Annotated in this window: 40 protein-coding genes and 1 pseudogene; 16 read left to right on the forward strand and 25 right to left on the reverse strand. The window is 50.1% G+C overall.

Going from position 1 to position 20,329, the window contains the following annotated elements; translation table 11 throughout:
* Positions 1-72 precede the first annotated feature (72 nt).
* The 23 genes and pseudogenes from KHA73_RS05710 to KHA73_RS05820 form a co-directional block, all read right to left on the reverse strand.
* Positions 73-207 (reverse strand): annotated as a pseudogene (locus tag KHA73_RS05710) (helix-turn-helix domain-containing protein); the annotation flags it as partial.
* 6 nt (positions 208-213) lie between these two features.
* Positions 214-405, reverse strand: coding sequence for a hypothetical protein (locus tag KHA73_RS05715; RefSeq protein ID WP_234589669.1), 192 nt, complete (start codon positions 403-405; stop codon positions 214-216).
* Positions 402-611: a TraR/DksA C4-type zinc finger protein gene (locus tag KHA73_RS05720; RefSeq protein ID WP_234589670.1), complete on the reverse strand. Its 210-nt coding sequence runs from the start codon at positions 609-611 to the stop codon at positions 402-404. The genes KHA73_RS05715 and KHA73_RS05720 overlap by 4 nt, the downstream gene beginning before the upstream one ends.
* Positions 604-780 carry a hypothetical protein gene (locus KHA73_RS05725; protein ID WP_234589671.1) on the reverse strand — a complete coding sequence of 59 codons (177 nt, stop codon included), beginning with the start codon at positions 778-780 and terminating at the stop codon, positions 604-606. Before KHA73_RS05725 ends, KHA73_RS05720 begins: the two co-directional genes overlap by 8 nt.
* Positions 781-842: 62 nt before the next feature.
* Positions 843-1,097, reverse strand: coding sequence for a DNA polymerase III subunit theta (locus KHA73_RS05730; protein WP_234589672.1), 255 nt, complete (start codon positions 1,095-1,097; stop codon positions 843-845).
* 80 nt (positions 1,098-1,177) lie between these two features.
* Positions 1,178-1,351 (reverse strand): hypothetical protein, encoded by a 174-nt coding sequence (locus KHA73_RS05735; RefSeq protein WP_234589456.1) that lies wholly within the window; start codon positions 1,349-1,351, stop codon positions 1,178-1,180.
* A complete protein-coding gene (locus KHA73_RS05740) occupies positions 1,348-1,539 on the reverse strand; it encodes a hypothetical protein (protein WP_234589457.1) in 192 nt (63 codons plus the stop codon). The genes KHA73_RS05735 and KHA73_RS05740 overlap by 4 nt, the downstream gene beginning before the upstream one ends.
* Before the next feature lie 11 nt (positions 1,540-1,550).
* Positions 1,551-1,745 carry a hypothetical protein gene (locus tag KHA73_RS05745; protein ID WP_234589459.1) on the reverse strand — a complete coding sequence of 65 codons (195 nt, stop codon included), beginning with the start codon at positions 1,743-1,745 and terminating at the stop codon, positions 1,551-1,553.
* Entirely contained in the window at positions 1,742-2,653 is a 912-nt protein-coding gene (locus tag KHA73_RS05750) for a phosphoadenosine phosphosulfate reductase domain-containing protein (RefSeq protein WP_234589460.1), read from the reverse strand. Before KHA73_RS05750 ends, KHA73_RS05745 begins: the two co-directional genes overlap by 4 nt.
* Positions 2,640-2,834, reverse strand: coding sequence for a hypothetical protein (locus KHA73_RS05755; RefSeq protein ID WP_234589461.1), 195 nt, complete (start codon positions 2,832-2,834; stop codon positions 2,640-2,642). Before KHA73_RS05755 ends, KHA73_RS05750 begins: the two co-directional genes overlap by 14 nt.
* Positions 2,831-3,664: an LbetaH domain-containing protein gene (locus tag KHA73_RS05760; RefSeq protein ID WP_234589673.1), complete on the reverse strand. Its 834-nt coding sequence runs from the start codon at positions 3,662-3,664 to the stop codon at positions 2,831-2,833. Before KHA73_RS05760 ends, KHA73_RS05755 begins: the two co-directional genes overlap by 4 nt.
* Before the next feature lie 11 nt (positions 3,665-3,675).
* Positions 3,676-4,098, reverse strand: a complete 423-nt coding sequence (locus tag KHA73_RS05765) for a hypothetical protein (protein ID WP_234589463.1) — start codon at positions 4,096-4,098, stop codon at positions 3,676-3,678.
* Positions 4,095-4,274 (reverse strand): hypothetical protein, encoded by a 180-nt coding sequence (locus tag KHA73_RS05770; protein ID WP_234589464.1) that lies wholly within the window; start codon positions 4,272-4,274, stop codon positions 4,095-4,097. Before KHA73_RS05770 ends, KHA73_RS05765 begins: the two co-directional genes overlap by 4 nt.
* 8 nt (positions 4,275-4,282) lie before the next feature.
* The gene (locus KHA73_RS05775; protein ID WP_234589465.1) at positions 4,283-4,615 is read right to left on the reverse strand and encodes a hypothetical protein; all 333 of its coding nucleotides are present in this window, start codon (positions 4,613-4,615) and stop codon (positions 4,283-4,285) included.
* A 27-nt stretch (positions 4,616-4,642) separates the two neighbouring features.
* Positions 4,643-5,092: a single-stranded DNA-binding protein gene (gene ssb, locus KHA73_RS05780; RefSeq protein WP_234589466.1), complete on the reverse strand. Its 450-nt coding sequence runs from the start codon at positions 5,090-5,092 to the stop codon at positions 4,643-4,645.
* Positions 5,089-5,949, reverse strand: a complete 861-nt coding sequence (locus KHA73_RS05785) for an ATP-binding protein (protein WP_234589467.1) — start codon at positions 5,947-5,949, stop codon at positions 5,089-5,091. The genes ssb and KHA73_RS05785 overlap by 4 nt, the downstream gene beginning before the upstream one ends.
* Before the next feature lie 9 nt (positions 5,950-5,958).
* Positions 5,959-6,126, reverse strand: coding sequence for a hypothetical protein (locus KHA73_RS05790; RefSeq protein ID WP_234589674.1), 168 nt, complete (start codon positions 6,124-6,126; stop codon positions 5,959-5,961).
* Complete coding sequence (locus KHA73_RS05795; RefSeq protein WP_129992929.1) at positions 6,123-6,323, reverse strand: hypothetical protein; 201 nt, start codon at positions 6,321-6,323, stop codon at positions 6,123-6,125. Before KHA73_RS05795 ends, KHA73_RS05790 begins: the two co-directional genes overlap by 4 nt.
* Positions 6,324-6,937: 614 nt before the next feature.
* Positions 6,938-7,318 carry a hypothetical protein gene (locus tag KHA73_RS05800; RefSeq protein ID WP_234589471.1) on the reverse strand — a complete coding sequence of 127 codons (381 nt, stop codon included), beginning with the start codon at positions 7,316-7,318 and terminating at the stop codon, positions 6,938-6,940.
* 118 nt (positions 7,319-7,436) lie between these two features.
* Positions 7,437-8,165, reverse strand: a complete 729-nt coding sequence (locus KHA73_RS05805; protein ID WP_234589675.1) for a pentapeptide repeat-containing protein — start codon at positions 8,163-8,165, stop codon at positions 7,437-7,439.
* A complete protein-coding gene (locus KHA73_RS05810; protein ID WP_234589474.1) occupies positions 8,162-8,656 on the reverse strand; it encodes an HNH endonuclease in 495 nt (164 codons plus the stop codon). The genes KHA73_RS05805 and KHA73_RS05810 overlap by 4 nt, the downstream gene beginning before the upstream one ends.
* Before the next feature lie 106 nt (positions 8,657-8,762).
* The gene (locus tag KHA73_RS05815; protein ID WP_234589475.1) at positions 8,763-9,254 is read right to left on the reverse strand and encodes a hypothetical protein; all 492 of its coding nucleotides are present in this window, start codon (positions 9,252-9,254) and stop codon (positions 8,763-8,765) included.
* A 3-nt stretch (positions 9,255-9,257) separates the two neighbouring features.
* Positions 9,258-9,530 (reverse strand): transcriptional antitermination N peptide, encoded by a 273-nt coding sequence (locus KHA73_RS05820; RefSeq protein ID WP_234589676.1) that lies wholly within the window; start codon positions 9,528-9,530, stop codon positions 9,258-9,260.
* Positions 9,531-9,948: 418 nt separating this feature from the next.
* Between KHA73_RS05820 and KHA73_RS05825 the strand changes: the two genes are divergently transcribed.
* The gene (locus KHA73_RS05825; protein ID WP_234589476.1) at positions 9,949-10,158 is read left to right on the forward strand and encodes a hypothetical protein; all 210 of its coding nucleotides are present in this window, start codon (positions 9,949-9,951) and stop codon (positions 10,156-10,158) included.
* 150 nt (positions 10,159-10,308) lie between these two features.
* On the opposite strand, the gene KHA73_RS05830 is transcribed toward KHA73_RS05825, so the two are convergent.
* Together KHA73_RS05830 and KHA73_RS05835 are read right to left on the reverse strand one after the other, a co-directional pair.
* Positions 10,309-11,334: a hypothetical protein gene (locus KHA73_RS05830; RefSeq protein ID WP_234589477.1), complete on the reverse strand. Its 1,026-nt coding sequence runs from the start codon at positions 11,332-11,334 to the stop codon at positions 10,309-10,311.
* Between the two features lie 60 nt (positions 11,335-11,394).
* Entirely contained in the window at positions 11,395-12,108 is a 714-nt protein-coding gene (locus KHA73_RS05835; RefSeq protein ID WP_234589677.1) for a LexA family protein, read from the reverse strand.
* A gap of 107 nt (positions 12,109-12,215) precedes the next feature.
* On the opposite strand from KHA73_RS05835, the gene KHA73_RS05840 reads away from it, so the two are divergent.
* From KHA73_RS05840 to KHA73_RS05910, 15 genes are all read left to right on the forward strand, one after another.
* Positions 12,216-12,413, forward strand: a complete 198-nt coding sequence (locus tag KHA73_RS05840) for a Cro/CI family transcriptional regulator (protein WP_149572822.1) — start codon at positions 12,216-12,218, stop codon at positions 12,411-12,413.
* Between the two features lie 113 nt (positions 12,414-12,526).
* The gene (locus KHA73_RS05845; protein WP_234589480.1) at positions 12,527-12,832 is read left to right on the forward strand and encodes a CII family transcriptional regulator; all 306 of its coding nucleotides are present in this window, start codon (positions 12,527-12,529) and stop codon (positions 12,830-12,832) included.
* Between the two features lie 11 nt (positions 12,833-12,843).
* Complete coding sequence (locus KHA73_RS05850) at positions 12,844-13,500, forward strand: hypothetical protein (RefSeq protein ID WP_234589481.1); 657 nt, start codon at positions 12,844-12,846, stop codon at positions 13,498-13,500.
* Between the two features lie 56 nt (positions 13,501-13,556).
* Positions 13,557-14,495, forward strand: a complete 939-nt coding sequence (locus tag KHA73_RS05855; RefSeq protein ID WP_234589482.1) for a replication protein — start codon at positions 13,557-13,559, stop codon at positions 14,493-14,495.
* Positions 14,492-15,193 carry a replication protein P gene (locus tag KHA73_RS05860; RefSeq protein ID WP_234589483.1) on the forward strand — a complete coding sequence of 234 codons (702 nt, stop codon included), beginning with the start codon at positions 14,492-14,494 and terminating at the stop codon, positions 15,191-15,193. Before KHA73_RS05855 ends, KHA73_RS05860 begins: the two co-directional genes overlap by 4 nt.
* Before the next feature lie 268 nt (positions 15,194-15,461).
* A complete protein-coding gene (locus KHA73_RS05865; RefSeq protein ID WP_234589484.1) occupies positions 15,462-15,686 on the forward strand; it encodes a hypothetical protein in 225 nt (74 codons plus the stop codon).
* Positions 15,683-15,988 carry a hypothetical protein gene (locus KHA73_RS05870; RefSeq protein WP_234589486.1) on the forward strand — a complete coding sequence of 102 codons (306 nt, stop codon included), beginning with the start codon at positions 15,683-15,685 and terminating at the stop codon, positions 15,986-15,988. Before KHA73_RS05865 ends, KHA73_RS05870 begins: the two co-directional genes overlap by 4 nt.
* Positions 15,989-16,323: 335 nt before the next feature.
* Entirely contained in the window at positions 16,324-16,791 is a 468-nt protein-coding gene (locus KHA73_RS05875) for a recombination protein NinB (RefSeq protein WP_234589488.1), read from the forward strand.
* Positions 16,791-16,967, forward strand: a complete 177-nt coding sequence (locus KHA73_RS05880; protein ID WP_234589490.1) for a NinE family protein — start codon at positions 16,791-16,793, stop codon at positions 16,965-16,967. Before KHA73_RS05875 ends, KHA73_RS05880 begins: the two co-directional genes overlap by 1 nt.
* Positions 16,964-17,278, forward strand: a complete 315-nt coding sequence (locus KHA73_RS05885; RefSeq protein WP_234589492.1) for a phage protein NinX family protein — start codon at positions 16,964-16,966, stop codon at positions 17,276-17,278. Before KHA73_RS05880 ends, KHA73_RS05885 begins: the two co-directional genes overlap by 4 nt.
* Positions 17,279-17,541: 263 nt before the next feature.
* Positions 17,542-18,126: a recombination protein NinG gene (locus KHA73_RS05890; protein ID WP_234589494.1), complete on the forward strand. Its 585-nt coding sequence runs from the start codon at positions 17,542-17,544 to the stop codon at positions 18,124-18,126.
* A gap of 187 nt (positions 18,127-18,313) precedes the next feature.
* Entirely contained in the window at positions 18,314-18,835 is a 522-nt protein-coding gene (locus KHA73_RS05895; protein ID WP_234589495.1) for an antiterminator Q family protein, read from the forward strand.
* Between the two features lie 220 nt (positions 18,836-19,055).
* Entirely contained in the window at positions 19,056-19,364 is a 309-nt protein-coding gene (locus tag KHA73_RS05900) for a phage holin family protein (RefSeq protein ID WP_234591188.1), read from the forward strand.
* Positions 19,351-19,785, forward strand: a complete 435-nt coding sequence (locus tag KHA73_RS05905; RefSeq protein WP_234589496.1) for a lysozyme — start codon at positions 19,351-19,353, stop codon at positions 19,783-19,785. The genes KHA73_RS05900 and KHA73_RS05905 overlap by 14 nt, the downstream gene beginning before the upstream one ends.
* Entirely contained in the window at positions 19,782-20,249 is a 468-nt protein-coding gene (locus KHA73_RS05910) for a lysis protein (protein WP_234589497.1), read from the forward strand. The genes KHA73_RS05905 and KHA73_RS05910 overlap by 4 nt, the downstream gene beginning before the upstream one ends.
* The last annotated feature ends 80 nt before the right edge of the window (positions 20,250-20,329 follow it).

Consider the following 20,329-nt stretch of genomic DNA (forward strand, 5'->3'; position numbering starts at 1 on the left):
ATCATCCGCGCTCACCGGCACAGTGTGGATCGGATTGTTAAGCGCGGCAATACAGGCTTGGCGAGTGATTAGGTAGGGGGATTTGTTTTTTGATGGGTCTTTTCTTGTTGCCTGCAATCTTCCAGAACGTATCCAGCTAGTCAGTGTAGGTGCTGAGATGCCAAGGAAGTTACAGGCCTCACTGCGTGAAAGGCTGTATTTGTCCATTGGCACCTACTGCATTGTGATGTTTGCCGGATTGTGTGAGACGAGGGTTGATTGCTCGGCGACGAGCTTTACACCAGGCTTGACTATCTGCTCGAGAATCGCCATCTTTCCCGCGTACTCTTCATCGTCAGCCGCACCGAGATAAATGGTAATTATGCGACCGTCATAGACGAGCAGGGCGCTTTGTTTTGTTCTCATGCAACACCTCGCTGACTGTCTGCTTTTATTCTGCGTTCGTAGTCTTCTGCGCAACTATCTCCGAGACAGAAATTACCTTTGCTGATGGTCTCTCCGCACCAATAACAGCGGCCAGTAAACACCATTGACGGCTTAGATCTGTTAGATAATGCGGCAGTGATGATCAACTGCTCCTGCTCTTGTGCGTTGTCGATGATGTCAGCCATGGTTAATCTCCTGTCCATTAATTAACTCGATTTTCACTAACTCCAACACGCCTAGAGCCTCGGCCAGGCCTATCTCCCCGTTGTACTCGATAATCATCTCTCTAATACGGCTAGCCAGCTCACCAGCCTTTGGGAAGCGTTTTTCTGTTGGCATATGAAGAACTGTCATTGGTTTTCTCCAGGCAATAAAAAACCCCGCAGATGCGAGGTTTGTAGTGGGTAGATTGATCGTTACTTCTTGCCGTTGGTCTCGGCCATTTGCTGATACACCGGCGCGGATCCGGTAGGTAGCCTTTTGCTCACCTCTCTGTAGTGAGCCACGCGCTCGCGGAAATACTCCCGCAGATGCTCAGGCTGCTCTCGCGCCACTTGGTCGGCGATACCCGGCTGGTTCATGCGCTCTTTGTAAGCAACGCCTGACGCAGCAAGGTCAACGTTCACTTTATCCATTTCTTCTTTTGGCAGATTGCCGAGATTGTATGACATGGGATCCTCCTATTGGGGAGGATTATACATCATCACGCAGCAGGCTTGCTCAGTTCGCTCAGCTTTTTGTCCATGTGAAATTACCCCTTTTGAACGCATGCAGTTTTGAAGTAATATTTGACGTCAGCAAGTCGTCCGACTTCATTGGCAGCCATGACGCATGCCCCTTGAGAGTTAAATTCTTGAAATCCAACCGCAGGCGACGTTCCGTTATATCCACCCATCGCCACGACAATCAAAATCCAAGTGCTCATAATGCTTTCTCCTGGGCTTCATTCCATTCAACAAGTCCGACTTCATGGCCGCAGTGGTCGCACTGAAAACCATCACTATTGCCGCTCATGTCTGAATCAGACTCGTGCAGCGTCATTGTTTTGAAGTGACACTTTGGCCAATTCGGATCGATGTGAGGGGATGCTTCGTTGCTCTTGCGCTTAGCCATGCTGGGTCTCCTCAAGAATCGCCATAGCGAATATTTTTCTGGTCGTGGTGGACTTCGGTTACCAACTGCTTGAAAACCTCTTCTGCTTCTTTCTTTTCAAGGCCGAATTGACGCACCATAAACTCAATAATTTCTGGATGGCTTTTCTTGAAAATTATTTGGTGCTTGATGATTTTTAAATCGTCACTGCATAGTTTTTCGTTCATGCCACATCCTCTTTTTCAAATTCGTTTTCATCAGCGTTCTGAAACGGCTCACACGATGAAGTGCAGCCGTCGCCGTCGTCAGGGTTGGTTTTAGTCAGATAGATAAGCCGTTGCCGGTCTTCAAGCTGTGCATCGGCCATAAGCTGATCGGTATCGCGCTTACGCCGCCACCATGTGTGTCCGCTGACGGCCTTCACCATGCCGAACTTCTGCTCCATCTCCCGATTCCATGCGAACCACTCCGGATGTTCATGGGCGATCAGGTACAGCTTTGCATCGCTCTTCTTGAAGCAAGTAAGGCAGTTTCCATGGTGGGGTGGGATGTTCAGCTTGAACGGCATGGCGTCCCAGAAGTCGTTCACGTCCTGCTTGTCGAATCCGCCCCAGTGGCAGAGCGGATAAACAAGGTTGTAGCGTTTCGTTGATGCCTTATCCATATCGGCCCGCTGAGGCTCATCAGCACGCATACCGATCGCCGTCTTTGCAGACCAGCCGCGGCGAGCCAGGCCAACTTCACGCATCCATGACCTGATCGTCTGGGTTTTCAGATAATCGCTGCACTTCTGCCGAGACACATTGGGGATACCTTCGACGCTGATCAACTGCTCGAATGGTTCGCCGTTCCGCGCTGCGGTTTCGAATGTCACGGTATTATGCCTAACGCCTTTGCCGTGCTCACTAGTAACCACAGCTTCCAGCCAACGTAGATTAAGCTTGAAATGCCTATCGCAAGCATCAACAAAAGAAAGAGTCTCGTCATGTTCGCGTCCTGTATTGGCAAAGACAAAATGGAATTCATAGTCATCGGCATAGTTCTGCAGCAGGAAGTCGCACATGAACGCCGACGACTGGCCGCCGGAGAAGCTGACGACCATCGGCTCTTTTGGCTTCAGTTCATTTGCTGGCATCACGCACCTCCACCCTGTCCATGAATACCGCGCGCGATGGCGACCAGTCGCAATATGTGTCAGTTTCAACGTGGCCGAAAATTGCCTTGCACCGGCGAATATGCGCACAGTCTCCGCACGTCTTGCCAGAAGGGAGTTTCATCTTGTTCGGATCGGTTGGGTCAAAGTTGAGCTCTTTCATTTGGCCTCCGTCTCTACATCCGCCAATCGCATTTTAATGACGGGAATCAGAGCACGATAAATTTGACCATCAACGCTATCGCTATGACGCTCATTAACCGCAGATTCAAATTCATCGATCGTGCCGGAGAAACAACCGCGGCAAACCACAATGGAGTTGTCGCGCTGTCTGAATGCGGTAAGCATTCCGTTTTCAGAGCCGATTGGGCCGATAGTAATAAAGTGCGCATCGCCGGACACCCACGCATCGCCGGACACCCACGCATTGCCGTACACCCGCGCATTGCCGGACACCCGCGCATCGCCGTACACCCACGCATCGCCGGACACCCACGCATTGCCGGACACCCGCGCATTGCCGTACACCCACGCATCGCCGGACACCCACGCATTGCCGGACACCCACGCATTGCCGTACACCCGCGCATTGCCGGACACCCGCGCATCGCCGTACACCCACGCATTGCCGGACACCCGCGCATTGCCGTACACCCGCGCATCGCCGTACACCCGCGCATTGCCGGACACCCGCGCATCGCCGTACACCCACGCATTGCCGGACACCCGCGCATTGCCGTACACCCACGCATCGCCGGACACCCACGCATTGCCGGACACCCGCGCATTGCCGTACACCCGCGCATCGCCGTACACCCGCGCATTGCCGGACACCCACGCATTGCCGGACTGATCCAGAGACTCCTCCTTTTCTATCCAGCCGCCCAAATCACCTTTCTCTACATCACCAAAAGAAATGAGAGCGCGAATGCGGAATAATTTTTTACCGAAAAACTCTTTTGTCATTTCGGCTACAAGTTCAAATTTTTTCATTTTATTTTCCATTATTTGGCCTCACGCAGCTCAGTGGTGATATAGCAGCGAGCCATCATCTCTGCTGCGCTCATGCAGCTTTTAGTCCGACTGTCTGATGTGTCGATGGCGCGTTGATGCATCACATCAGCGAAACGCTCAATTGTCCGTAACTCTATAGCGGCAAGTGCTGCGGAGGTGGCTGGGGTTTCGAGTTCACGAACGGCCTCATTGACCAGTGCTGATATCGGGTTAGGGTACGTGTTGCGGTTACCAGTGGATTCCATTAGCCCGCGATGCAGCGCCGGGCTGTGATATCCGGCGGAGAACACGTCATTGCAGGTTTCCAGTGCATTCTTTGCAAGAGTCTCGCGCGACAGCTTCAACGCCGCATTCTCGACAGTCAGCGCATCGCGCTCAGCCTTCAGGGCTTCATAGGTCAATACTTCTGTCATAGGTCATCCTTAGCCCGCACCACAGCATCAACTGGCAGGCATTCGTAAGAAGAGGGGAGTTTTTGCGCGGCGATGTCAGCAGTGCAGTTCTGGTAATCCGGGTAGATGTAGCCAGCAGATTGATAGCTGCAGATATCCGCGCCGGTAGTGCAGATGAGAAGAAATAGTCCGAACATGATGCTTCCTATTCAGTTTCGCTAAAGCGCCATTTCTGATGCCTTTCAAGCGACATGCCGAGCGCCTTGGCCTTCTGGTCAGCTTTCCAAAAATCAGGGATTCTCTGGCCGTCTGGGAACTCCCAGCAGCTTCCGACGATGCGAACTACCGATATGGTTTTGGTGTTTTTATCCATCTTCGTTTTCTCACTGGCAGGTCGAAGTTCAGGCAATAAAAAAGCCGCGTTTTTAGCGGCTGTCCTGGTCATCATCTTGTTGGAGCGTTCGTGAGTTTCTCCGCGCTTTAGGCTGTCAAAAGCCGCAAGGCATCCCGCGACTATTTCCGCGTATTGTTCTTTCATGAGTGGTTACCTGCGGCTTTGAGTTACCTAGAAGGGAATATCGTCGTCGAATTCCATAGAGTGTTCGCTATCCTGCTTATGCTGTTGTGTCTGGCTATTTTGTTGCTTTGGTTGGCTATCTCGTTCGCGCTTTCCTCCTATCATTTGCATCGTGCCTCCAACGCCAACCAGAACCTCTGTAGAGTACCTCTCGACTCCTGACTGATCTGTCCATTTGCGAGTGCGCAACTTTCCTTCCAAATAAACCTCAGAGCCTTTCCGCAGGTACTCGCCGGCAATCTCTGCCAGCTTCCCACTCAGTACGATACGATGCCATTCTGTATGCTCTTTCTGCTCTCCTGTTTGCTTATCTCGCCATTGCTCTGATGTGGCAACTGTAAGGTTGGCAAACGCAGCGCCAGAAGGCGCATAGCGCACTTCCGGATCCTGACCTAATCGACCTACGATGATTGCCTTATTAACGCCTTTGCTGCTCATGCTGTTTGCTCCAGTTCTGCTTTTCTTAATTGGTAAACGTGTTTCGCTTTATCGTGCTCCGGGTGGCCCAGGAGGCGTCGATCTGCGCTTTTCCAGTATCTCTCCAGCGCGCCAAGGTCGGCTTCAGCTATTGCTGAAGTAAAGCCGTTCAAAATCTCTTCGCTAGGGTTAATTCCGGATTCCAGCCAGTCGAGAAGCATTTTTCCGGTCGATTCGCTGATAACCAGCGGGTCTGAATTGGAGAACAGCTTTGTACGGTCTTTACTTGCGATCGCATGATGCGTTTCATGGGCAATATCCAGCACGGTGGTGAACTCATATTCAACGCCGTCACGCTGCTCAGACTTCATGCCAAGTTTCGCGACCTTCTTACGGCCGTTCTCTTCTACCTGTGCCGTTTCAGTCTTACTGCGCATGGTTGCAATGATGTGCATAGGCGAACGTAAAATTGCGTCGAGGAACAAGCGGTGGCGAGGGTTGATTTCACTCCATGCAGACCAGCTGTTGCCGCGGTATTTTGCCTTTGCGATGGTATCGACCAGTTCCAGGCACCCGCCGACACCGCCCCATTCGTGGGTGATACTATCGATGATCAACGTCTCATACCCGGCATCCTCGGCTGCCTGGATAGCCTCAATGAAGCGCTCAGGTGAAAAGGGTGGCTCCAGCTCCAAAACGTCAAACTCTGCGATGTCAGAATAGAGCGAGGCGCTACCCTTTTCGGTATCAATAACAGCTATCTTGCCGCCGATCCCCTTTGCAATTAGGAGAGCGCTGTATGTTTTTCCTGAACCGCTCGGCCCGGTAAGTGCCAGCCGTAGCTTGGCTTTCTTTCTCATGGCTTTTTCAAATTTCATAATTGCCTCTTAGCTAAAGTTTCCTGCAAATTCATCCCAAGTAACGGATGGGCTTTGACGATCCGAACCGTTCCAGCGAGTGTCTGTCTGCGCCTGTGATTCGGTGAGTTGTCTCTCCAGTTCTGACGTCATGTGAGAGATAAATTTCTCATCGCTATCAAGCACTGCGCTGCTCATGCGACCGCCTTATTTTCTGTGACCGTATATCCATTCTCTGCAAGCCACTCGAACACAGGTTTGAGGTCGAGTTGGTTCATGATCTGCTTCTCATCGACATGACCGAACAAAGCGACGCCGTCCGCCTCAATGCGAACCTCACCTTGTCGCTGTCCGGCCTTGGCGTGATACTCGGTGCATACGAATGTCATCTTCATTTCATCCCCCGATAGAAAAGGTGGTTAGAAACCTGGAACAGGTCTTTGTCGCCTAGCCTCACTGACTCGCGGGCTAGCAGGCTGATAACATGCTGCAGCTGTGTCATGCGAATGCCTCCCGATTTGGCTTTGCGCCAGCGATTAAATATTGATGGATGCGGTCGAGCAGTGTTTTTGCGACGCCAATAGCGCCGCCGATAGCTTTTGCCATTGGCGTTTTCCTGTTGATTGATAGGTATTCATTGCTGAACCAACTCGTAAATTGGCTTAGCGATGGGAATAAAAAAGCCGCACTTAGGCGGCTGATATAAACTTGACGTCCGCAGGAAGAAACTCCCTGATGGTTCCATCTTCTAGCTCGACAATGGCTACGGAGTAATTCCCCGGACCATTATCAAATTCCTCATAGCAACAGCCCCACTGATGGAAAATTCCTGAAAAAACCTCCTTTGTTTCTTTTCTGGTTCCATTTTCGTATGAGTACTTAGTGGGCGTGCATTCAACTTTTCGCATAGATACTCCGGTTAAAAAAATGGCCGCACAATGGCGGCCTAAAGGGTGTCGAGGCTTCTCTAAACATCATCAAGCTCACTGTGTAATGAGCTTTGTGATGGTCAGTTACCTAACGCTTTTTTGATTGCTTTCTCTGCCATTACATGAACCCTGTCGTATTCCTTCACGCTTTCAGGCGAGAGGAAACCGCCTTCAGGCTTTGTTGTATCCCACAACCTTCCATAGAGGCGGCTGAACTCATGAAGAGCCTCAAGAAGCTCTGGCGCAGCAGCTATCAGCTTGGCATTGGCAATTCTTACGTCATAGCCAAGTTCAGTGTAATCTCCTGCCCATTTAGTCAATCCAACTGCACAGTCACAGATTTGCCAACCATCGGTTTCGTCTGCGAATGCCCCATCACCGCTATCCCCGCCAAGCTGGCTAAATACATCGGTTGAGTTCATTACCTCCCAAGGCCCCGGAGTTCCTTTAAATCCTTCCATCACATAACCCTCATAAATCCAATAACCCCGCCACACCAGAAGAGGGCGCATGAAACCAACATACAAAACCAAATCTTTCCTCTGAAGCTCATGATCGCCTCCAAAAATAAAGGCCGCGTTATGCAGCCTCTTCGGTTTCGGGCTCGTTAACCCATTCGGGGTGCTCACCAGCGCCAAGATAAAAATCGATAATTTTCAGCAGGCGCGGATAGAATTTCAGCGCCTTCTTGCCGTCCATTTCTGCGATTTCTCGTTTGGTGAATTTGCGCCATTGTTCAACGGTGTGGTTTTGGCAGCCTGCGCGAACATATTCGCCGTTCGAAATCTGCAGATAGTAGGGCTCACCCATGATTACGAATGTGTGATCAGGAAGGTTGGCACCGCACAGGTTGGCATCGCGCAGGTTGGCACCGCGCAGGTCGGCACCGCACAGGTTGGCATCGCGCAGGTTGGCACCGCGCAGGTTGGCATCGCGCAGGTCGGCATCGCACAGGTTGGCACCGCGCAGGTTGGCATCGCACAGGTCGGCATCGCACAGGTTGGCACCGCGCAGGTTGGCATCGCACAGGTTGGCATCGCGCAGGTCGGCATCGCACAGGTTGGCACCGCGCAGGTTGGCATCGCACAGGTTGGCATCGCGCAGGTTGGCACCGCGCAGGTCGGCACCGCACAGGTTGGCATCGCGCAGGTTGGCATCGCACAGGTTGGCACCGCGCAGGTTGGCACCGCGCAGGTTGGCACCGCGCAGGTTGGCACCGCGCAGGTTGGCTCTTGATCCGCTTTCGCGTAACGACGTTACCCAGACCTTGTGAAGTGACAATATTTCTTTCAACTCAGTTGTGTTCATATACACCCCGTATTTTTAAATTCACCATGTAAAATTTCTGAATATTTTGAGTGCGCTTCAATTGCCGCTATCTTTTCCTCAAACAAGCCAATGGTCTTCCTTACACCGTTAGCGCATATATCAACTCGCCACTTCTTAGCCCTCTTGCTCCAGCTAACTCCTTTAAATCCAGATGTGTTATTTTTGGGTTTTTTCCTATTCATCTGATTTTGCGAATGAGTGGCTATTCTTAAGTTACTTATTCTATTGTCATGCTTAACTCCATTAATGTGGTCAATTTCAACCCCATCTACGGAACCATTCACATATATCCATGCGAGACGATGTGCGTAATATCTCTTCCCACTGATAACCATCGAGTGGTAACCAGACCGGCCAACACTTCCTGCGATATCCCCAGAAACTCCGGTAGGACTAACAGTCTTGACCCATCTGAAGTCTCCAGATAGTTCGTCGTACTCAAGAATCTTGCGTAAATCAGTGGCGTTCATATTGACCTCAATAAAAAAGCCGCCGAAGCAGCTTGATGAAAAAGAAAAGCCTCCGAAGGGGCTTTGTGTTTGCGCTTTCCCCAGACATAACATCCGTGTTAATCGACTATGTGCACTTGATTTGATCTTTTGAAATCTGGTTTAGCTTGTTAAAAACATCTCGGAAAATTGGATATTCTTCTTTAGGTACCTTGCTCAAATATCGGTGAGCAATAAGTCCTGTCTTTTCATCCAGAACTATTCGACCACTAGTGACGCCGGTTACGAAGAAGAAGCGCGGAAACTTTCTCCACTGTGTTATCAGTCCGTCGCTTATTGCCGACTGGATGTAGTCAGGCAGACTCACAGATTCAACTAGCGTGATTTTTAATTCTTCGCGCTCTATAGCCTCTTTGGTCCTTTTGATGCTGCTGTCCAGCGCTCGAAGAGAATCGCTTTGCTTATCCCACTTATCGAGAGTGGCGCGGCCGTTGCGCTTATCATTAAGGGGCTGTCCGTTGGCCTGAGCTACGGTATCGAAATGATGCTGTAGCTTTTCATTAAACAGAGCCTCTTTCTTGGATAACGACACCCTAAGTATTTCAAGTCGGCGACTCATCACTCACCCCTTCATAACGTGATATGGATGCTCGTATTTCTCGCTGCGATGCCCGGCTGCGAACATCGCAACTTCTGGCAAGCACATCGCACCTCCTTTGTCTGACTCGTGAACCGGCCGAGGACATGCTTTGTTTTCAATGAGTGAAAGCGCCTTGGCAACTCGTGCATTCCCAACCAGTGCCGAGGCCACATTGCGAGCCAGGCTGATGTCTTTGTTGCGCTCTGCCCGATGTGCGATTGCACGAGCCAGCTTCTTACGTTCTTTGCTGTTCATGTGGATTTCTCCGTTAGTTAGCTTTGGCGTCGCCGTCGCCTTGCGTGGGCGCCATAAGACGCCTGCTGCCTAGCTTCCGTGTCCGAACTAACGCTTGTCGGAAACAGCGACCCAAAGCCAACTTCACTTTGGTGAGACCGAATCAGTCTCAATCTTGATTGTTAAAGAAGCAGCCTGACTTCATGTCTGGCGCGGCTGGTTGTTCCGGTTGCCGCATCGATGTTTCGTTTCGATGGGGTAAGAATACTCAAGGTATTTATTATTGTAAATACCCAGAGTATTTATTTTTAATGGAATTTATGATGCCTATGATTTTTCTAGGTATTTATTTTCACTATCCTCCACCCACAACCCATCGCACCTAGCCAAAAGCAGGTATTCGGGCGTAAAGTTGGATGAAATTCAAACGGAGGTTGATATGGAAAAGACAGATGAGTTTTTCGAACAGGCGCACCCGCACGTAGTTTCGGTACTGGGAACAGCGCTCATGCAGTTGTTGGTCGAGGAAAGGGAGTTATCGAGAGAGGCGTTAGTAGAGATGATTCAGGTGCTGTATCAGGATGATGATTTTGACTTAGCGGCTGAGTTGGCTATCGATGTGCTGAGGTTGCCGAAAGAGGGTGGTTAACGATGTCACCAATGGTTAACGGTTTTCCAGAAGTGATGCCGTTAACCAGGTGCGGTGTCTATCAAGCCTATAGATAGACATAGTGTCGATGGTGTCGGTCATGGTGACCGGTAGACACAAAAAACCCGGCTCGGTGGCCGGGTTTGTGGGTTAATCCTTTGATATTGTCGAGGCATTACCTTTCTCTATGACGCCAGCGCGAATTGTATAACTTCCCAATATCCTCACGGATTTGTTTTCTTTCATGGCATCGAACAACAACGAAATTTCATCTTTGTCATCGATAAACGATGTGTCGACGGAGACAGGGAAGCTTTCATCACTTGATGGCTCTCGACAGCTAAGAGTTAATTTTTCTGATGTCCTCTTGATGCTATCAATAACTACTTCGAGATTCCGTTCTTCCTTCTTTGCTTTTTCGATGGGGTTTTTAATAAGTTCATGGACATCCTTTTGAGAAAGGTTAACCTTGGTCGCGCCTTCAATTTCGATTCTATCAGCATCACTAGCTGATTTTAGCACGCCAGTATAGGCTTTGGTCACATGCTCTTGAATGCCCTCAGCTCTCTCAATGGTATCTACGCCAGCATTTTCGCGCATGGACTGAAGCATGCCGTCTTTAAGGATGGTTAGTCTCTCATTCTCAGATTTAATCTTGGCTTCTTGTTGTTTTGTCTCTTCTTTTTTTACAGCGATTTCAGTCTCTGAGTTTAGATATGACGTGCCAGCCCATGCTCCGCCAAATAGAGCTATGGCAAAGAGAAAGCATGTTGTCTTCTGGGTTGGGCTCATCCCTTGCGTCACCTTGTCAAATGCATTGCCACAAGCCTTGGCTAGATCAGTAAGCGCAGTTATAATTTCTGTGCATCCTGGGTTTATGGAGAAGATTATTTCAGCATCTTCTCTATCGTCACTGCCTAGTCTCTGAAGGTTGTCAGTTTTATACCTGATTAGAGTATAGACTTTATACATCTCTGTTTGAAACTCGCAAAGCCCTTGTGCGAGCGATGCTGGCAGCGTCCCATTATAACGTGCGGGATCACCAAAAATCTTGATTTTTACAGAGTCAAATAACTCGACCTTTAGCTGCTCAATCAATATTTCCTCGCCTGATTGCAGGCGGTTAAATACGTTTTCAAGCGAGTCTATGCTGTTTATTGGTATGATATTATTCACTTATAATCCTTTTCCTAGCCTCACCACCCCACCTACCCGAACACCTTTTCAGGCCACTAGCTATGGCAGGCGCTCCCACTTGATATCAACAACCACGCCGATGATCTTGCAGTCACCGTTGATGATTGTTGGCGGATGGTGTGGGTTCAACGCTCTAAGATATCTGCGCCCAGCGTCAACCATGTACTGCTTGAAGGTTGCTTCGTTGTCATTGCTAAGCTTGGCCACGACAAGGTTTCCACTGACATGCTCTTTCCCTGGGTCTACCAAGATGATCATGCCTTCTGGGACAGTGAACCCTGATGGCGCTGTCATAGAATCGCCTTTTACTCGCAGCCAGAACGAATCAGGGCTGGCATCCACGGTCGTTTCCGGCCATGTATCTATCTCATCCTTCCGGTAGGGCTCTATCGCCTCTAGCCAGCACCCAGCGCTTACCCAGCTAATCAACGGGAACTCTCTGGATGGTTTCGATTTACCTACATAGCTGACATTGTGATCTGTTGTATCGGCAAATTTTGCAGCTTCTTCGGCAAGTGATGGGCTGAATTCGGAGATCGAAACTTGGAGTAATTTTGCAAAGCCAGAGGCTATAGAAACGTTCAATGCGTTCCTACCATTCAAGTAGTGACCGACAGCCCCCTGCGTAATGCCAAGATCGTCTGCAATCGTATACTGGGTAATGCCCAAGGCTTTCTTTTTTGACTCATACAAAGCTTTAAGCCTAGAAGCGTCTTGAAGCTGTTCTGTCGTCAGCGATTTCTTGTTTTCCATAACCCCTATTCTAATACCACCGATATTCAAACTAAAAATACCCACCATATTGAAAGTTATAAATACCCATGGTATTCTTTTGGTGAGAATAGCAATGGAGCGTAACTATGAATCGAATGACGCTAGAGGATTACGCAAAAATTCACGGACAAGCGAAGGCTGCAAGTGATTTCGGCGTGATCCAGTGTGCAATCAGTAAGGCAATCCGCGCGGGCCGTAACATTTTTGTCACTGTAAATCCAGATGGCAGCGTGGAAGGCGAAGAAGTTAGACCATTCCCGAGCACCAAGAAACAAGCAGCATAAGCACCACCGCTCTTTAAACAACTTAACCGCGACTGTTTCGGTCGCACAAACCAAAGTGGCAATCCCCACGGATGCCGCACGTAACTATTTAACCAACATGGACATTCTACGAAATGGACTTAGCAAACTACAGCAAACCAACAGAACAAGAGATTAACCGGGCCGAGACTGACTTACTTCTGACGCTATCACTGGTCAGCAATAGGGAGTTCGCTCGCATGGCTGGATGCCATGAATCGAAGATTAGCCGCACTGACTGGCGCTATATCGCAACCATTCTCTGTGTAGCCAAGAAGTCACTGGAGTTTAGTCCTCTGGGGATGATGGTGCAGGAGGTGGTAAATGCGGTGAACGCCAAAAAGAAGAAAACCCCGGTGGCAGCCGAGGTTTCTGAACAACAAATCACTATCAATTTCTGAGGTAATTATACATGCAAAAATCATCGGCAGCAAAAAACAAAAAGGTCGTGTGCTGGGTCATTCAGGAGGAGGACGAAGGCGGTTGCGAGATCGTTTTCCATCACCACGGACTTGCAGCACGTCGCATTGGCATTAACGCGCATGGTGGTTGTGATAGTGACACCTATGGATACACGATTCGCCGCGCCCCTGAGTTTGATTGCTTTGTTGAGAAGGGTTTTGTTCCTATCAAGGCGCAGCTTGAGGCGGGGTGGTGGGTTCATACCAGTGGCGAAGGAACGCGCATTTGCCACGACGACGTTGATGATGATGAAAGTGAGCTCATCCTCGATGCCTTGGTTTTCACGCAGGACGAGAAGGGGGTTTACCTCAATATCGATGAATGCCATCAGCATGCCCTAGATATCAACGCCAGAGACGATAAATACAGGGTATTCAAAAAGCAGATAACCGAGGCTTGGCCTGAGCTTGAATTTACCAAGTGGCAAGGTGGTTATCCGTGGATAACGTTCAGCGTGAGCTTTATGTTTCCCGGCGCTCAGTATGGCGGCTCAATCCATTGGGATTCTGATAAGCCAGAAGAGCCAACGAATATGTTTATGTCCAATGGCGACAAGGACGCATGGGTGACTTTCTACAAGCAAATTCGCCCGGAGGCTGCCGCCTGATGAGCACAGCAAAATTCTATGACCTAAGCGCGGAACGTGAGCGCAGGAGCAACAGGATGGAGAACCAGAAGCTTGGTTATGTCCCGTTGTACCGAAGCATCAAGAAGAAACCATGGGCGAAGGATGTTTATCTCCGAACCCTTTGGGAAAACCTGCTACTGGAAGCGCAACGGCAGCCACGTACAGTGAATTTCAAAGGCAACCAATGGAATCTTCAAGCCGGTCAACTGGTCGTGACAGCGGCTGATTTGGGGCTTTCTCTGTGCGATAGAGATGGCAAGCCAACGAGCCGTGATGCGGTGGGCAGGATGCTCTCATTTTTTGCAAAAGAAGGGATGATTTCTATCGATGGCGAGAAGAGGAAAGGGACGGTGATCACCATCCTGAATTACTCCGAATATGCCGAAAAAATAGACAATTTACCCGCACATAAGTCCGCACAAATCCCCGCACATAGCGAAGCCAGTAATGGCGCGGGTTCAAATGGTGGTGCCGCACATAAGTCCGCACAAATCCCCGCACATCATGAACAAGAAGGTAATAACAAGAATATTAAAAGACTATCGTCCGAGAATTCTGGCGAATCCTCAAACGCCCGCTTGGAAAAATTTCTATCAGCCCATCCGGATGCGTTTGTCTACTCACCCACTGGTGCTAAGTGGGGAACCGAAGACGACGAGAAAGCTTGCCGTTGGATGTACAGCCAAATCCTCACAGTCAATGCCGCAGCCAAGGAGCCAACTTGGGCAGACTGGGCAAACGCAGTTAGGCTGATGAGACAGCAAGACGATCTCACCCACAAAGAAATTTGTGAAGTTTTCCGCTGGGCTAACCGAGATGTTTTCTGGTGCTCAAACATCCTTTCCCCTGCAAAGCTCCGAGAAAAATGGGGAACCCTGTCAGCCCAGAAGGGGCAGCCTAACCGAAAACAACGTCCGGATGCAGAACCTGTGCCGCACTGGAACAGCCGCGAGTCGTGGGAGGAGTTCATATGACCAAGAAGCTGATGACCGCCATCGCCAGCCGAGACGGGGCGACACTGGCAAAACTCTACGGTAGTTCCCCTGCACCCGTGCAGAGTATCGTAAACCCGGAAGCAGAAAAGCTCGTAGACGCGCTATTCAGGCAGCTTAAGCAGGTATTCCCTGCGGCCAGCCAGACCAACCTGAGAAGCGAAGCGGACGAGTCAGCAGCGAAGAAGCAGTGGATCGCCGCATTCGCCGAGAATGGAATCCGCAGCCGTGAACAACTGTCCGCTGGTATGCAACATGCCCGCGCCAGTGAATCACCGTTCTGGCCTTCGCCGGGTCAATTCATCGCGTGGTGCAAGCAGGGAGTTATCAGAGCATCAGGGCTACCAGACGACAGTGAGCTGTACGAAATGGTGATGGTTTACAGCGCTAAACGCGGCCTGTATGACACGCCAGAAGCTTACCCGTGGAAGAGTAACGCCTGCTACTGGATGGTGACGAAGCTCTACAGCGAAATGCGCGGACTCAACCTGGCAGAGGCAGAACTGCGCAAACGTTGCAGCAAAGAGCTGTCCGCAATGTCGAAGCGCATCGAAGCTGACGAGCCAATCCCGGCACCGGTAGTGCAAATCCCCAAACTGCATACGCCGGTAAGCCAAGAGAAAGCCTTGGACAAAATCGCAGAGATTCGCGCCAAGCTAAATCTGCCACGAAGGGGATAACGGTAATGCCAAGAAAAAACTGGAAGCAATGGGAGCTCGACTACCTCAATGACTCCCTGGATTCGAAACCTCGCCCGGAAATCGAGCGAAAGTTAGGACGCAGCTGGAGAGCAATTTGCCAGCAGGCACGCAACCTCAACCTCGATCACAAAATACCACGCCGTCAGCACATGAGCATTTTCGATCACTGCCGGTGCAACAGCCGGGTTTATAAGCTCGATCTGCTGCTGAGAACTGTAGCTGACCTGCTACGCAAAGGAGATAACCAGTGCTAGGCCAGTACATCAAGCATCAAATCCGCCAGAAAGAACAGCAAGAATCCGACCACCGCTTTAACACCCTATGCAAGCTACCAGCCAACACCTTCGCAGCCATTTACGATGACTGTGCACCAGTTTGGGCCGGATGTCGCTATAACGATGAGTATTACAGCGAGTGGGAAATTTACGCAGCATCACTGAAGCGCGATGAAGGATACGAGGATTTTCTATGAGCAAAGAGCACACCGAATTACCGAAGCACATAGCATTCGCACTGCTGGCCGATCAGCGATTTTCACAGTGCTTGGATGAGAGCCTTAAAACTGAGGAACTTGTCGAACAGTTTGAGCGGTTGTATGGCGTTGCTCGCCCACGGAGAGCTACCAACCACATGGTGGCGATGGTCGATAAAGTTACCGGCTATACCGATGACCAGTATCGCAAGTTCTTTTCCGTCTTCATCCCGTTCGTCTACGACTGTGTTTACACCCGCATTTGCGAGAACCCGATTTTACCCGAGGTTAACCATGGATAAGCTACGCCATATTGCAAACACGATTTTCGGCATGTACCAATTTCCATTTTGCCCAATGTGGGATGAAGTGCTGAACAAAATTATGGACGATTGCGAAGTAACAGAGTTTTGTGAACACACAATTACCTTCGGCACTAACCGCGTCCAGGTTTGCGTTTGGTGCTCGAACAAGTGGTATGCGTTCGGACATGTATATCGAGTTAATGATGAATGGGTTGGCAGTGAGAACGATAGACGCCCACGGTTCACAACAATGCAAAGGCTTCATCGCATTCATTCAAGGTTGTGGAGAGAAAAACTAAAATCCGAATATAGCAGCATAATGGAGAAGGTAAGTGACTAAACAGGTCTTCTACCTAAGAAGCCCACAGATACGCCAGAACCTGATAGAGCATATCAAAAACCTACCGCTAGACCAGTCCAAGCCAATCGAAGTCGAAGTATCCACACCTAAACGAACACTTTCACAGAACCGCAAGATGTGGCCGCTGCTGCATGACCTTGCGCTGCAAGTCGTTTGGTATGGCGAACGATACGACGAAGATGACTGGAAGGACATGATCACCGCCCTTGTAGCCAAGACCCAGAAACAGGAACAGAGAACCGCACCAGGTATTGGCGGTGGCGTTGTGATGTTCGGTCAGCGTACTAGCAAGATGCGTGTAGGGCAGATGGTTGATGTCATCGAGGCAATCTACTGGTTCGGCACTGAACAGGGCGTGAAGTTCAGCGATGAGTCCCGCGAGCGCATAGAGTGGGCGCAGCGCTGGGGCGAGGCAAACAAACAGAAACAGGTGGCCTAATGACTCGAAGGCGTAAATCAGTCTGGGACAGACTAGAAGAAAAGCTGATATTCAAACCAACAACCCGCACTCCCCGCAAGAAGCAATTACTACCAACCGAAATAATCACATTTAATTATACCGCGACGCTGATAGACAGCATGTGGCTGCGTCGTCGCGCCCGGAGGAAGCCATGACCGATTACAGCGAAATTAATGACCACGTAATTAACTGCAAAGTCGCAAAAATAACAGGCGATTCAGCGCCAGTGGTAGAAGATTGTGGGATAAGTCGTCGGGTTCCTGATTATTGCAATGACCCTTCCTATGCGTGGCCGATTATCGAACAAAATTATATCAGCCTAACTTTTGACGGGATTTCATGGGATGCATCATCCGCGCTGAGTGAAATCACCTATAACGCTTGGAAAACCCACCCATACCAGCCTCTCAGGCTAGCGATGGTCGTCTTCCTCATGATGAAGGAGTCCGAACAATGCTCATCCTAACCATATTGGCCTGCACCTACTGCTTTGTGGCTGGTCAGTGCTACGAATTTTACAGCAAAGGGTACCCACCGGTACCGGCCACAAAAAACCTGTTACTCAGTTTGGCGTGGCCCGGCAATGTCGTCACGTTTCTGGTGATGAGGTGCGGGCGATGATCTGCGCCGATTGCGGAAAGGAACTGCAGGACACGGAAGTTTATGTGTGTGATTCCTGCGACCAGGAGCAACGGAAATTCATCGACTCAGTGATGGGAGAGGATAACGATGGCTAAAGGCATCAAACTGCCTAAGCCGAAGAAATGCCGAATGTGTCCCATCAAGTTTACCCCTCGTAACTCCCTCCAAATCGTCTGTAGTCCAGCATGTGCAATCCAACACGCCAAGAAGAAATCAGAGCGCAAGCAAAAGCAATCTGAGGCATCTGCACGTCGTGAGTGGAACAAGCGCAAGGCTGACGTGAAGCCATTGAAACACTGGGAAGATTTAACTCAGCGCGTGGTTAACGACTACATCACAAAGGGTCGGGACGTTAACGAACCGTGCATCAGTTGCGGAACGTGGGAGACGGTGCAATGGGAAGCAGGGCATTTCAGGTCAAGAGGCGCGGCATCTCACCTTCGGTACAACGAAGACAATATTCACAAGCAGTGTCATCGGTGTAATGACGAGCTATCAAGCAACGCTGTTCAGTACCGCATCCACCTTGTGCTGAAAATCGGACTTGATCGCGTCTTGGCGCTTGAAAACGACAACAACCCTCACCGATACACCCGCGAAGAGCTAGAGGCGATTAGATCGCGTTACAGAGCGAAATTGCGGGAACTGAAAAAACTCCAGGAGGCAGCCTGATGTTCACAAGCATACCTGCAGCAATCGAAGAGGCGAGATTTCTCCGCGCACTCACCGGCAGATGTCATGGAGTGGTTCAACGCCCGGGCGGGAACATGGTCGTCAGGGTAATCGACCGGCGAGGAATGCATACGTTGTTCACCACAAAACAAGACCGGCACGGAACGGTTAAGACGGAGGGCATATCGTGAACATCAGCAAATTTGAGCTGGATGATGATCAGCACCAGTGGGTAAACGGCTGGCTTGAGTTGTGGGGTGCATGGGTTTACTCCGGCCGACTCGAGCGACGCATGAGCAACATGATCGCCAAGTTCATGGAAAGCGTAGAGCCAAGCAAGAATCCAAGCAGGCCAATGTGCAATGACGATGATGGAATGTTGATTTCTCAGGTCGTAGATTCCGTTATGTACATTGACCAAAAAGCCTATGGCATTTTACTCAGCTACTACGCGCATGGTTCTTCTAAACGAGCCATTGCATCTTACTATCACGCGACTGCAAAGCCCCGCAAGTTCGTCAGCGGCAGGAAAGGAGATGGTTGGCGACGGCCATCTATGGGAACTTGCAGAAACGAGGTAGAACAGATACTCAATGCAAGCCTGTTCATGTTGTATCAACCGCTACAAAATGCATTCATCAGCCGCAAACGCGTCGATAAAATTACGCATGTTGGAGATAAGTGGCTTGACAAAGCTTTAGCCATTTAGCCATAATATCCGTATATGGTGTGACAAGTGTGTCCATAGCTTGCAACCTCCCAAACTTTAAGGCTGCCTCAGGGCGGCCTTTTTTCATTTCAGCCCCAGCCAACAGCGACACACTCCATGGCATCCTATTAGTAGCTGATCGTCTACGGCTGTGGGCTGAACCTATTCGACTACATCACAGCCAACATAAACGTTGGAGGTGAAATCTATGGCCAAGAATATGCAAGACAAAGAAAGCGTTGCTGGCATTAGTTGGCTCTTGCTGCTGGTTCTCGCGTGCTGGGGTGGAATCGTTCGTTACCTCATTGACGTGAAACAAAACAGGGCATCCTGGAGTTGGGTTAATGCCATTGCTCAAATTGCTGTGTCTGGATTTACAGGCGTAATTAGCGGCCTAATCAGTATTGAGAGTGGGCTTAGTATTTACATGACGCTGGCTGCAGCCGGAATTAGCGGGGCGATGGGTTCTGTTGCCTTAACATATTTCTGGGAGCGTCTTACGGGGATAAAGACAGATGCAAATCAGTAATAGAGGCATCGACTTCCTGAAGCGCCAAGAGGGTGAAAAGCTCTCAGCATACAAAGACACGCGCGGCATCCCCACGATCGGCGTCGGTCACACTGGGCTGGTAGATGGCAAGCCGGTTGCAATGGGCATGACCATCTCGAAAGAGAAATCATCCGATCTGCTGCGCCTTGATCTGCAGTGGACAGAGCGAGCTATCAATTCGGCGAATGTCGGGCTGAGCCAGAACCAATACGACGCGTTATGCAGCCTGGTTTTCAACATCGGAGCATCGGCATTCAACGGCTCGACACTGCTACGCAAGCTTAAGGCTGGAGATTATTCTGGTGCTGCAGATCAGTTCCTGGCATGGAAGCGAGCAGGTAACGATCCGGATATTCTTCTTCCTCGCAGGCAGCGGGAACGATCGCTGTTTCTGTCATGAGCAGGCTAACAATAATCGTCACTGGCCTTATCGCTTGCCTGACAGTTTCGCTGGGATGGGTGGTTAATCATTACCGAGATAATGCCACCGAATACAAGCGTCAGCGCGATGAGAAAACTAATGAGCTGAATCAGGCGAACGCCACCATCACTGATATGGAAACCAGGCAGCGCGATGTTGCCACACTGGATGCCAAATACTCGCAGGAGTTAGCGGATGCAAAAGCTAAAAATGATGCTCTGCAGCGCAAGCTTGATAATGGTGGTCGGGTGCTCGTCAAAGGCAAGTGTTCTGTGTCAGCCACAACCGAAGCTGCCAGCTCCTCCGGCATGGGCAATGATGCCTCCATCGAACTCTCTTCAACTGCTGGAAGAAACGTTCTCGGTATCAGAGCCGGTATCGTCAGCGACCAAACAGCACTGAAAGCGCTGCAGGAATATATCAACACGCAGTGTTTGAAATGAATTCCCCCCCCGAAAAGGAATAAGACTGTGTTACCTAGCAGGAGGTGATCACGTCTTGGCAGCCGGAAAGACGGAAGTGG

Source organism: Serratia entomophila (assembly GCF_021462285.1).
In the GTDB taxonomy this organism is placed as follows: domain Bacteria; phylum Pseudomonadota; class Gammaproteobacteria; order Enterobacterales; family Enterobacteriaceae; genus Serratia; species Serratia entomophila.

Excerpts from the sequence above, each read along its gene's own strand:
- KHA73_RS05715 (WP_234589669.1), bottom strand. The coding sequence starts at position 405 with ATGAGAACAAAACAAAGCGCCCTGCTCGTCTATGACGGTCGCATAATT.
- KHA73_RS05720 (WP_234589670.1), bottom strand. The coding sequence starts at position 611 with ATGGCTGACATCATCGACAACGCACAAGAGCAGGAGCAGTTGATCATC.
- KHA73_RS05725 (WP_234589671.1), bottom strand. The coding sequence starts at position 780 with ATGACAGTTCTTCATATGCCAACAGAAAAACGCTTCCCAAAGGCTGGT.
- KHA73_RS05730 (WP_234589672.1), bottom strand. The coding sequence starts at position 1,097 with ATGTCATACAATCTCGGCAATCTGCCAAAAGAAGAAATGGATAAAGTG.
- KHA73_RS05735 (WP_234589456.1), bottom strand. The coding sequence starts at position 1,351 with ATGAGCACTTGGATTTTGATTGTCGTGGCGATGGGTGGATATAACGGA.
- KHA73_RS05740 (WP_234589457.1), bottom strand. The coding sequence starts at position 1,539 with ATGGCTAAGCGCAAGAGCAACGAAGCATCCCCTCACATCGATCCGAAT.
- KHA73_RS05745 (WP_234589459.1), bottom strand. The coding sequence starts at position 1,745 with ATGAACGAAAAACTATGCAGTGACGATTTAAAAATCATCAAGCACCAA.
- KHA73_RS05750 (WP_234589460.1), bottom strand. The coding sequence starts at position 2,653 with ATGCCAGCAAATGAACTGAAGCCAAAAGAGCCGATGGTCGTCAGCTTC.
- KHA73_RS05755 (WP_234589461.1), bottom strand. The coding sequence starts at position 2,834 with ATGAAAGAGCTCAACTTTGACCCAACCGATCCGAACAAGATGAAACTC.
- KHA73_RS05760 (WP_234589673.1), bottom strand. The coding sequence starts at position 3,664 with ATGAAAAAATTTGAACTTGTAGCCGAAATGACAAAAGAGTTTTTCGGT.
- KHA73_RS05765 (WP_234589463.1), bottom strand. The coding sequence starts at position 4,098 with ATGACAGAAGTATTGACCTATGAAGCCCTGAAGGCTGAGCGCGATGCG.
- KHA73_RS05770 (WP_234589464.1), bottom strand. The coding sequence starts at position 4,274 with ATGTTCGGACTATTTCTTCTCATCTGCACTACCGGCGCGGATATCTGC.
- KHA73_RS05775 (WP_234589465.1), bottom strand. The coding sequence starts at position 4,615 with ATGAAAGAACAATACGCGGAAATAGTCGCGGGATGCCTTGCGGCTTTT.
- ssb (WP_234589466.1), bottom strand. The coding sequence starts at position 5,092 with ATGAGCAGCAAAGGCGTTAATAAGGCAATCATCGTAGGTCGATTAGGT.
- KHA73_RS05785 (WP_234589467.1), bottom strand. The coding sequence starts at position 5,949 with ATGAAATTTGAAAAAGCCATGAGAAAGAAAGCCAAGCTACGGCTGGCA.
- KHA73_RS05790 (WP_234589674.1), bottom strand. The coding sequence starts at position 6,126 with ATGAGCAGCGCAGTGCTTGATAGCGATGAGAAATTTATCTCTCACATG.
- KHA73_RS05795 (WP_129992929.1), bottom strand. The coding sequence starts at position 6,323 with ATGAAGATGACATTCGTATGCACCGAGTATCACGCCAAGGCCGGACAG.
- KHA73_RS05800 (WP_234589471.1), bottom strand. The coding sequence starts at position 7,318 with ATGGAAGGATTTAAAGGAACTCCGGGGCCTTGGGAGGTAATGAACTCA.
- KHA73_RS05805 (WP_234589675.1), bottom strand. The coding sequence starts at position 8,165 with ATGAACACAACTGAGTTGAAAGAAATATTGTCACTTCACAAGGTCTGG.
- KHA73_RS05810 (WP_234589474.1), bottom strand. The coding sequence starts at position 8,656 with ATGAACGCCACTGATTTACGCAAGATTCTTGAGTACGACGAACTATCT.
- KHA73_RS05815 (WP_234589475.1), bottom strand. The coding sequence starts at position 9,254 with ATGAGTCGCCGACTTGAAATACTTAGGGTGTCGTTATCCAAGAAAGAG.
- KHA73_RS05820 (WP_234589676.1), bottom strand. The coding sequence starts at position 9,530 with ATGAACAGCAAAGAACGTAAGAAGCTGGCTCGTGCAATCGCACATCGG.
- KHA73_RS05825 (WP_234589476.1), top strand. The coding sequence starts at position 9,949 with ATGGAAAAGACAGATGAGTTTTTCGAACAGGCGCACCCGCACGTAGTT.
- KHA73_RS05835 (WP_234589677.1), bottom strand. The coding sequence starts at position 12,108 with ATGGAAAACAAGAAATCGCTGACGACAGAACAGCTTCAAGACGCTTCT.
- KHA73_RS05840 (WP_149572822.1), top strand. The coding sequence starts at position 12,216 with ATGAATCGAATGACGCTAGAGGATTACGCAAAAATTCACGGACAAGCG.
- KHA73_RS05845 (WP_234589480.1), top strand. The coding sequence starts at position 12,527 with ATGGACTTAGCAAACTACAGCAAACCAACAGAACAAGAGATTAACCGG.
- KHA73_RS05850 (WP_234589481.1), top strand. The coding sequence starts at position 12,844 with ATGCAAAAATCATCGGCAGCAAAAAACAAAAAGGTCGTGTGCTGGGTC.
- KHA73_RS05855 (WP_234589482.1), top strand. The coding sequence starts at position 13,557 with ATGGAGAACCAGAAGCTTGGTTATGTCCCGTTGTACCGAAGCATCAAG.
- KHA73_RS05860 (WP_234589483.1), top strand. The coding sequence starts at position 14,492 with ATGACCAAGAAGCTGATGACCGCCATCGCCAGCCGAGACGGGGCGACA.
- KHA73_RS05870 (WP_234589486.1), top strand. The coding sequence starts at position 15,683 with ATGAGCAAAGAGCACACCGAATTACCGAAGCACATAGCATTCGCACTG.
- KHA73_RS05880 (WP_234589490.1), top strand. The coding sequence starts at position 16,791 with ATGACTCGAAGGCGTAAATCAGTCTGGGACAGACTAGAAGAAAAGCTG.
- KHA73_RS05885 (WP_234589492.1), top strand. The coding sequence starts at position 16,964 with ATGACCGATTACAGCGAAATTAATGACCACGTAATTAACTGCAAAGTC.
- KHA73_RS05890 (WP_234589494.1), top strand. The coding sequence starts at position 17,542 with ATGGCTAAAGGCATCAAACTGCCTAAGCCGAAGAAATGCCGAATGTGT.
- KHA73_RS05900 (WP_234591188.1), top strand. The coding sequence starts at position 19,056 with ATGCAAGACAAAGAAAGCGTTGCTGGCATTAGTTGGCTCTTGCTGCTG.
- KHA73_RS05905 (WP_234589496.1), top strand. The coding sequence starts at position 19,351 with ATGCAAATCAGTAATAGAGGCATCGACTTCCTGAAGCGCCAAGAGGGT.
- KHA73_RS05910 (WP_234589497.1), top strand. The coding sequence starts at position 19,782 with ATGAGCAGGCTAACAATAATCGTCACTGGCCTTATCGCTTGCCTGACA.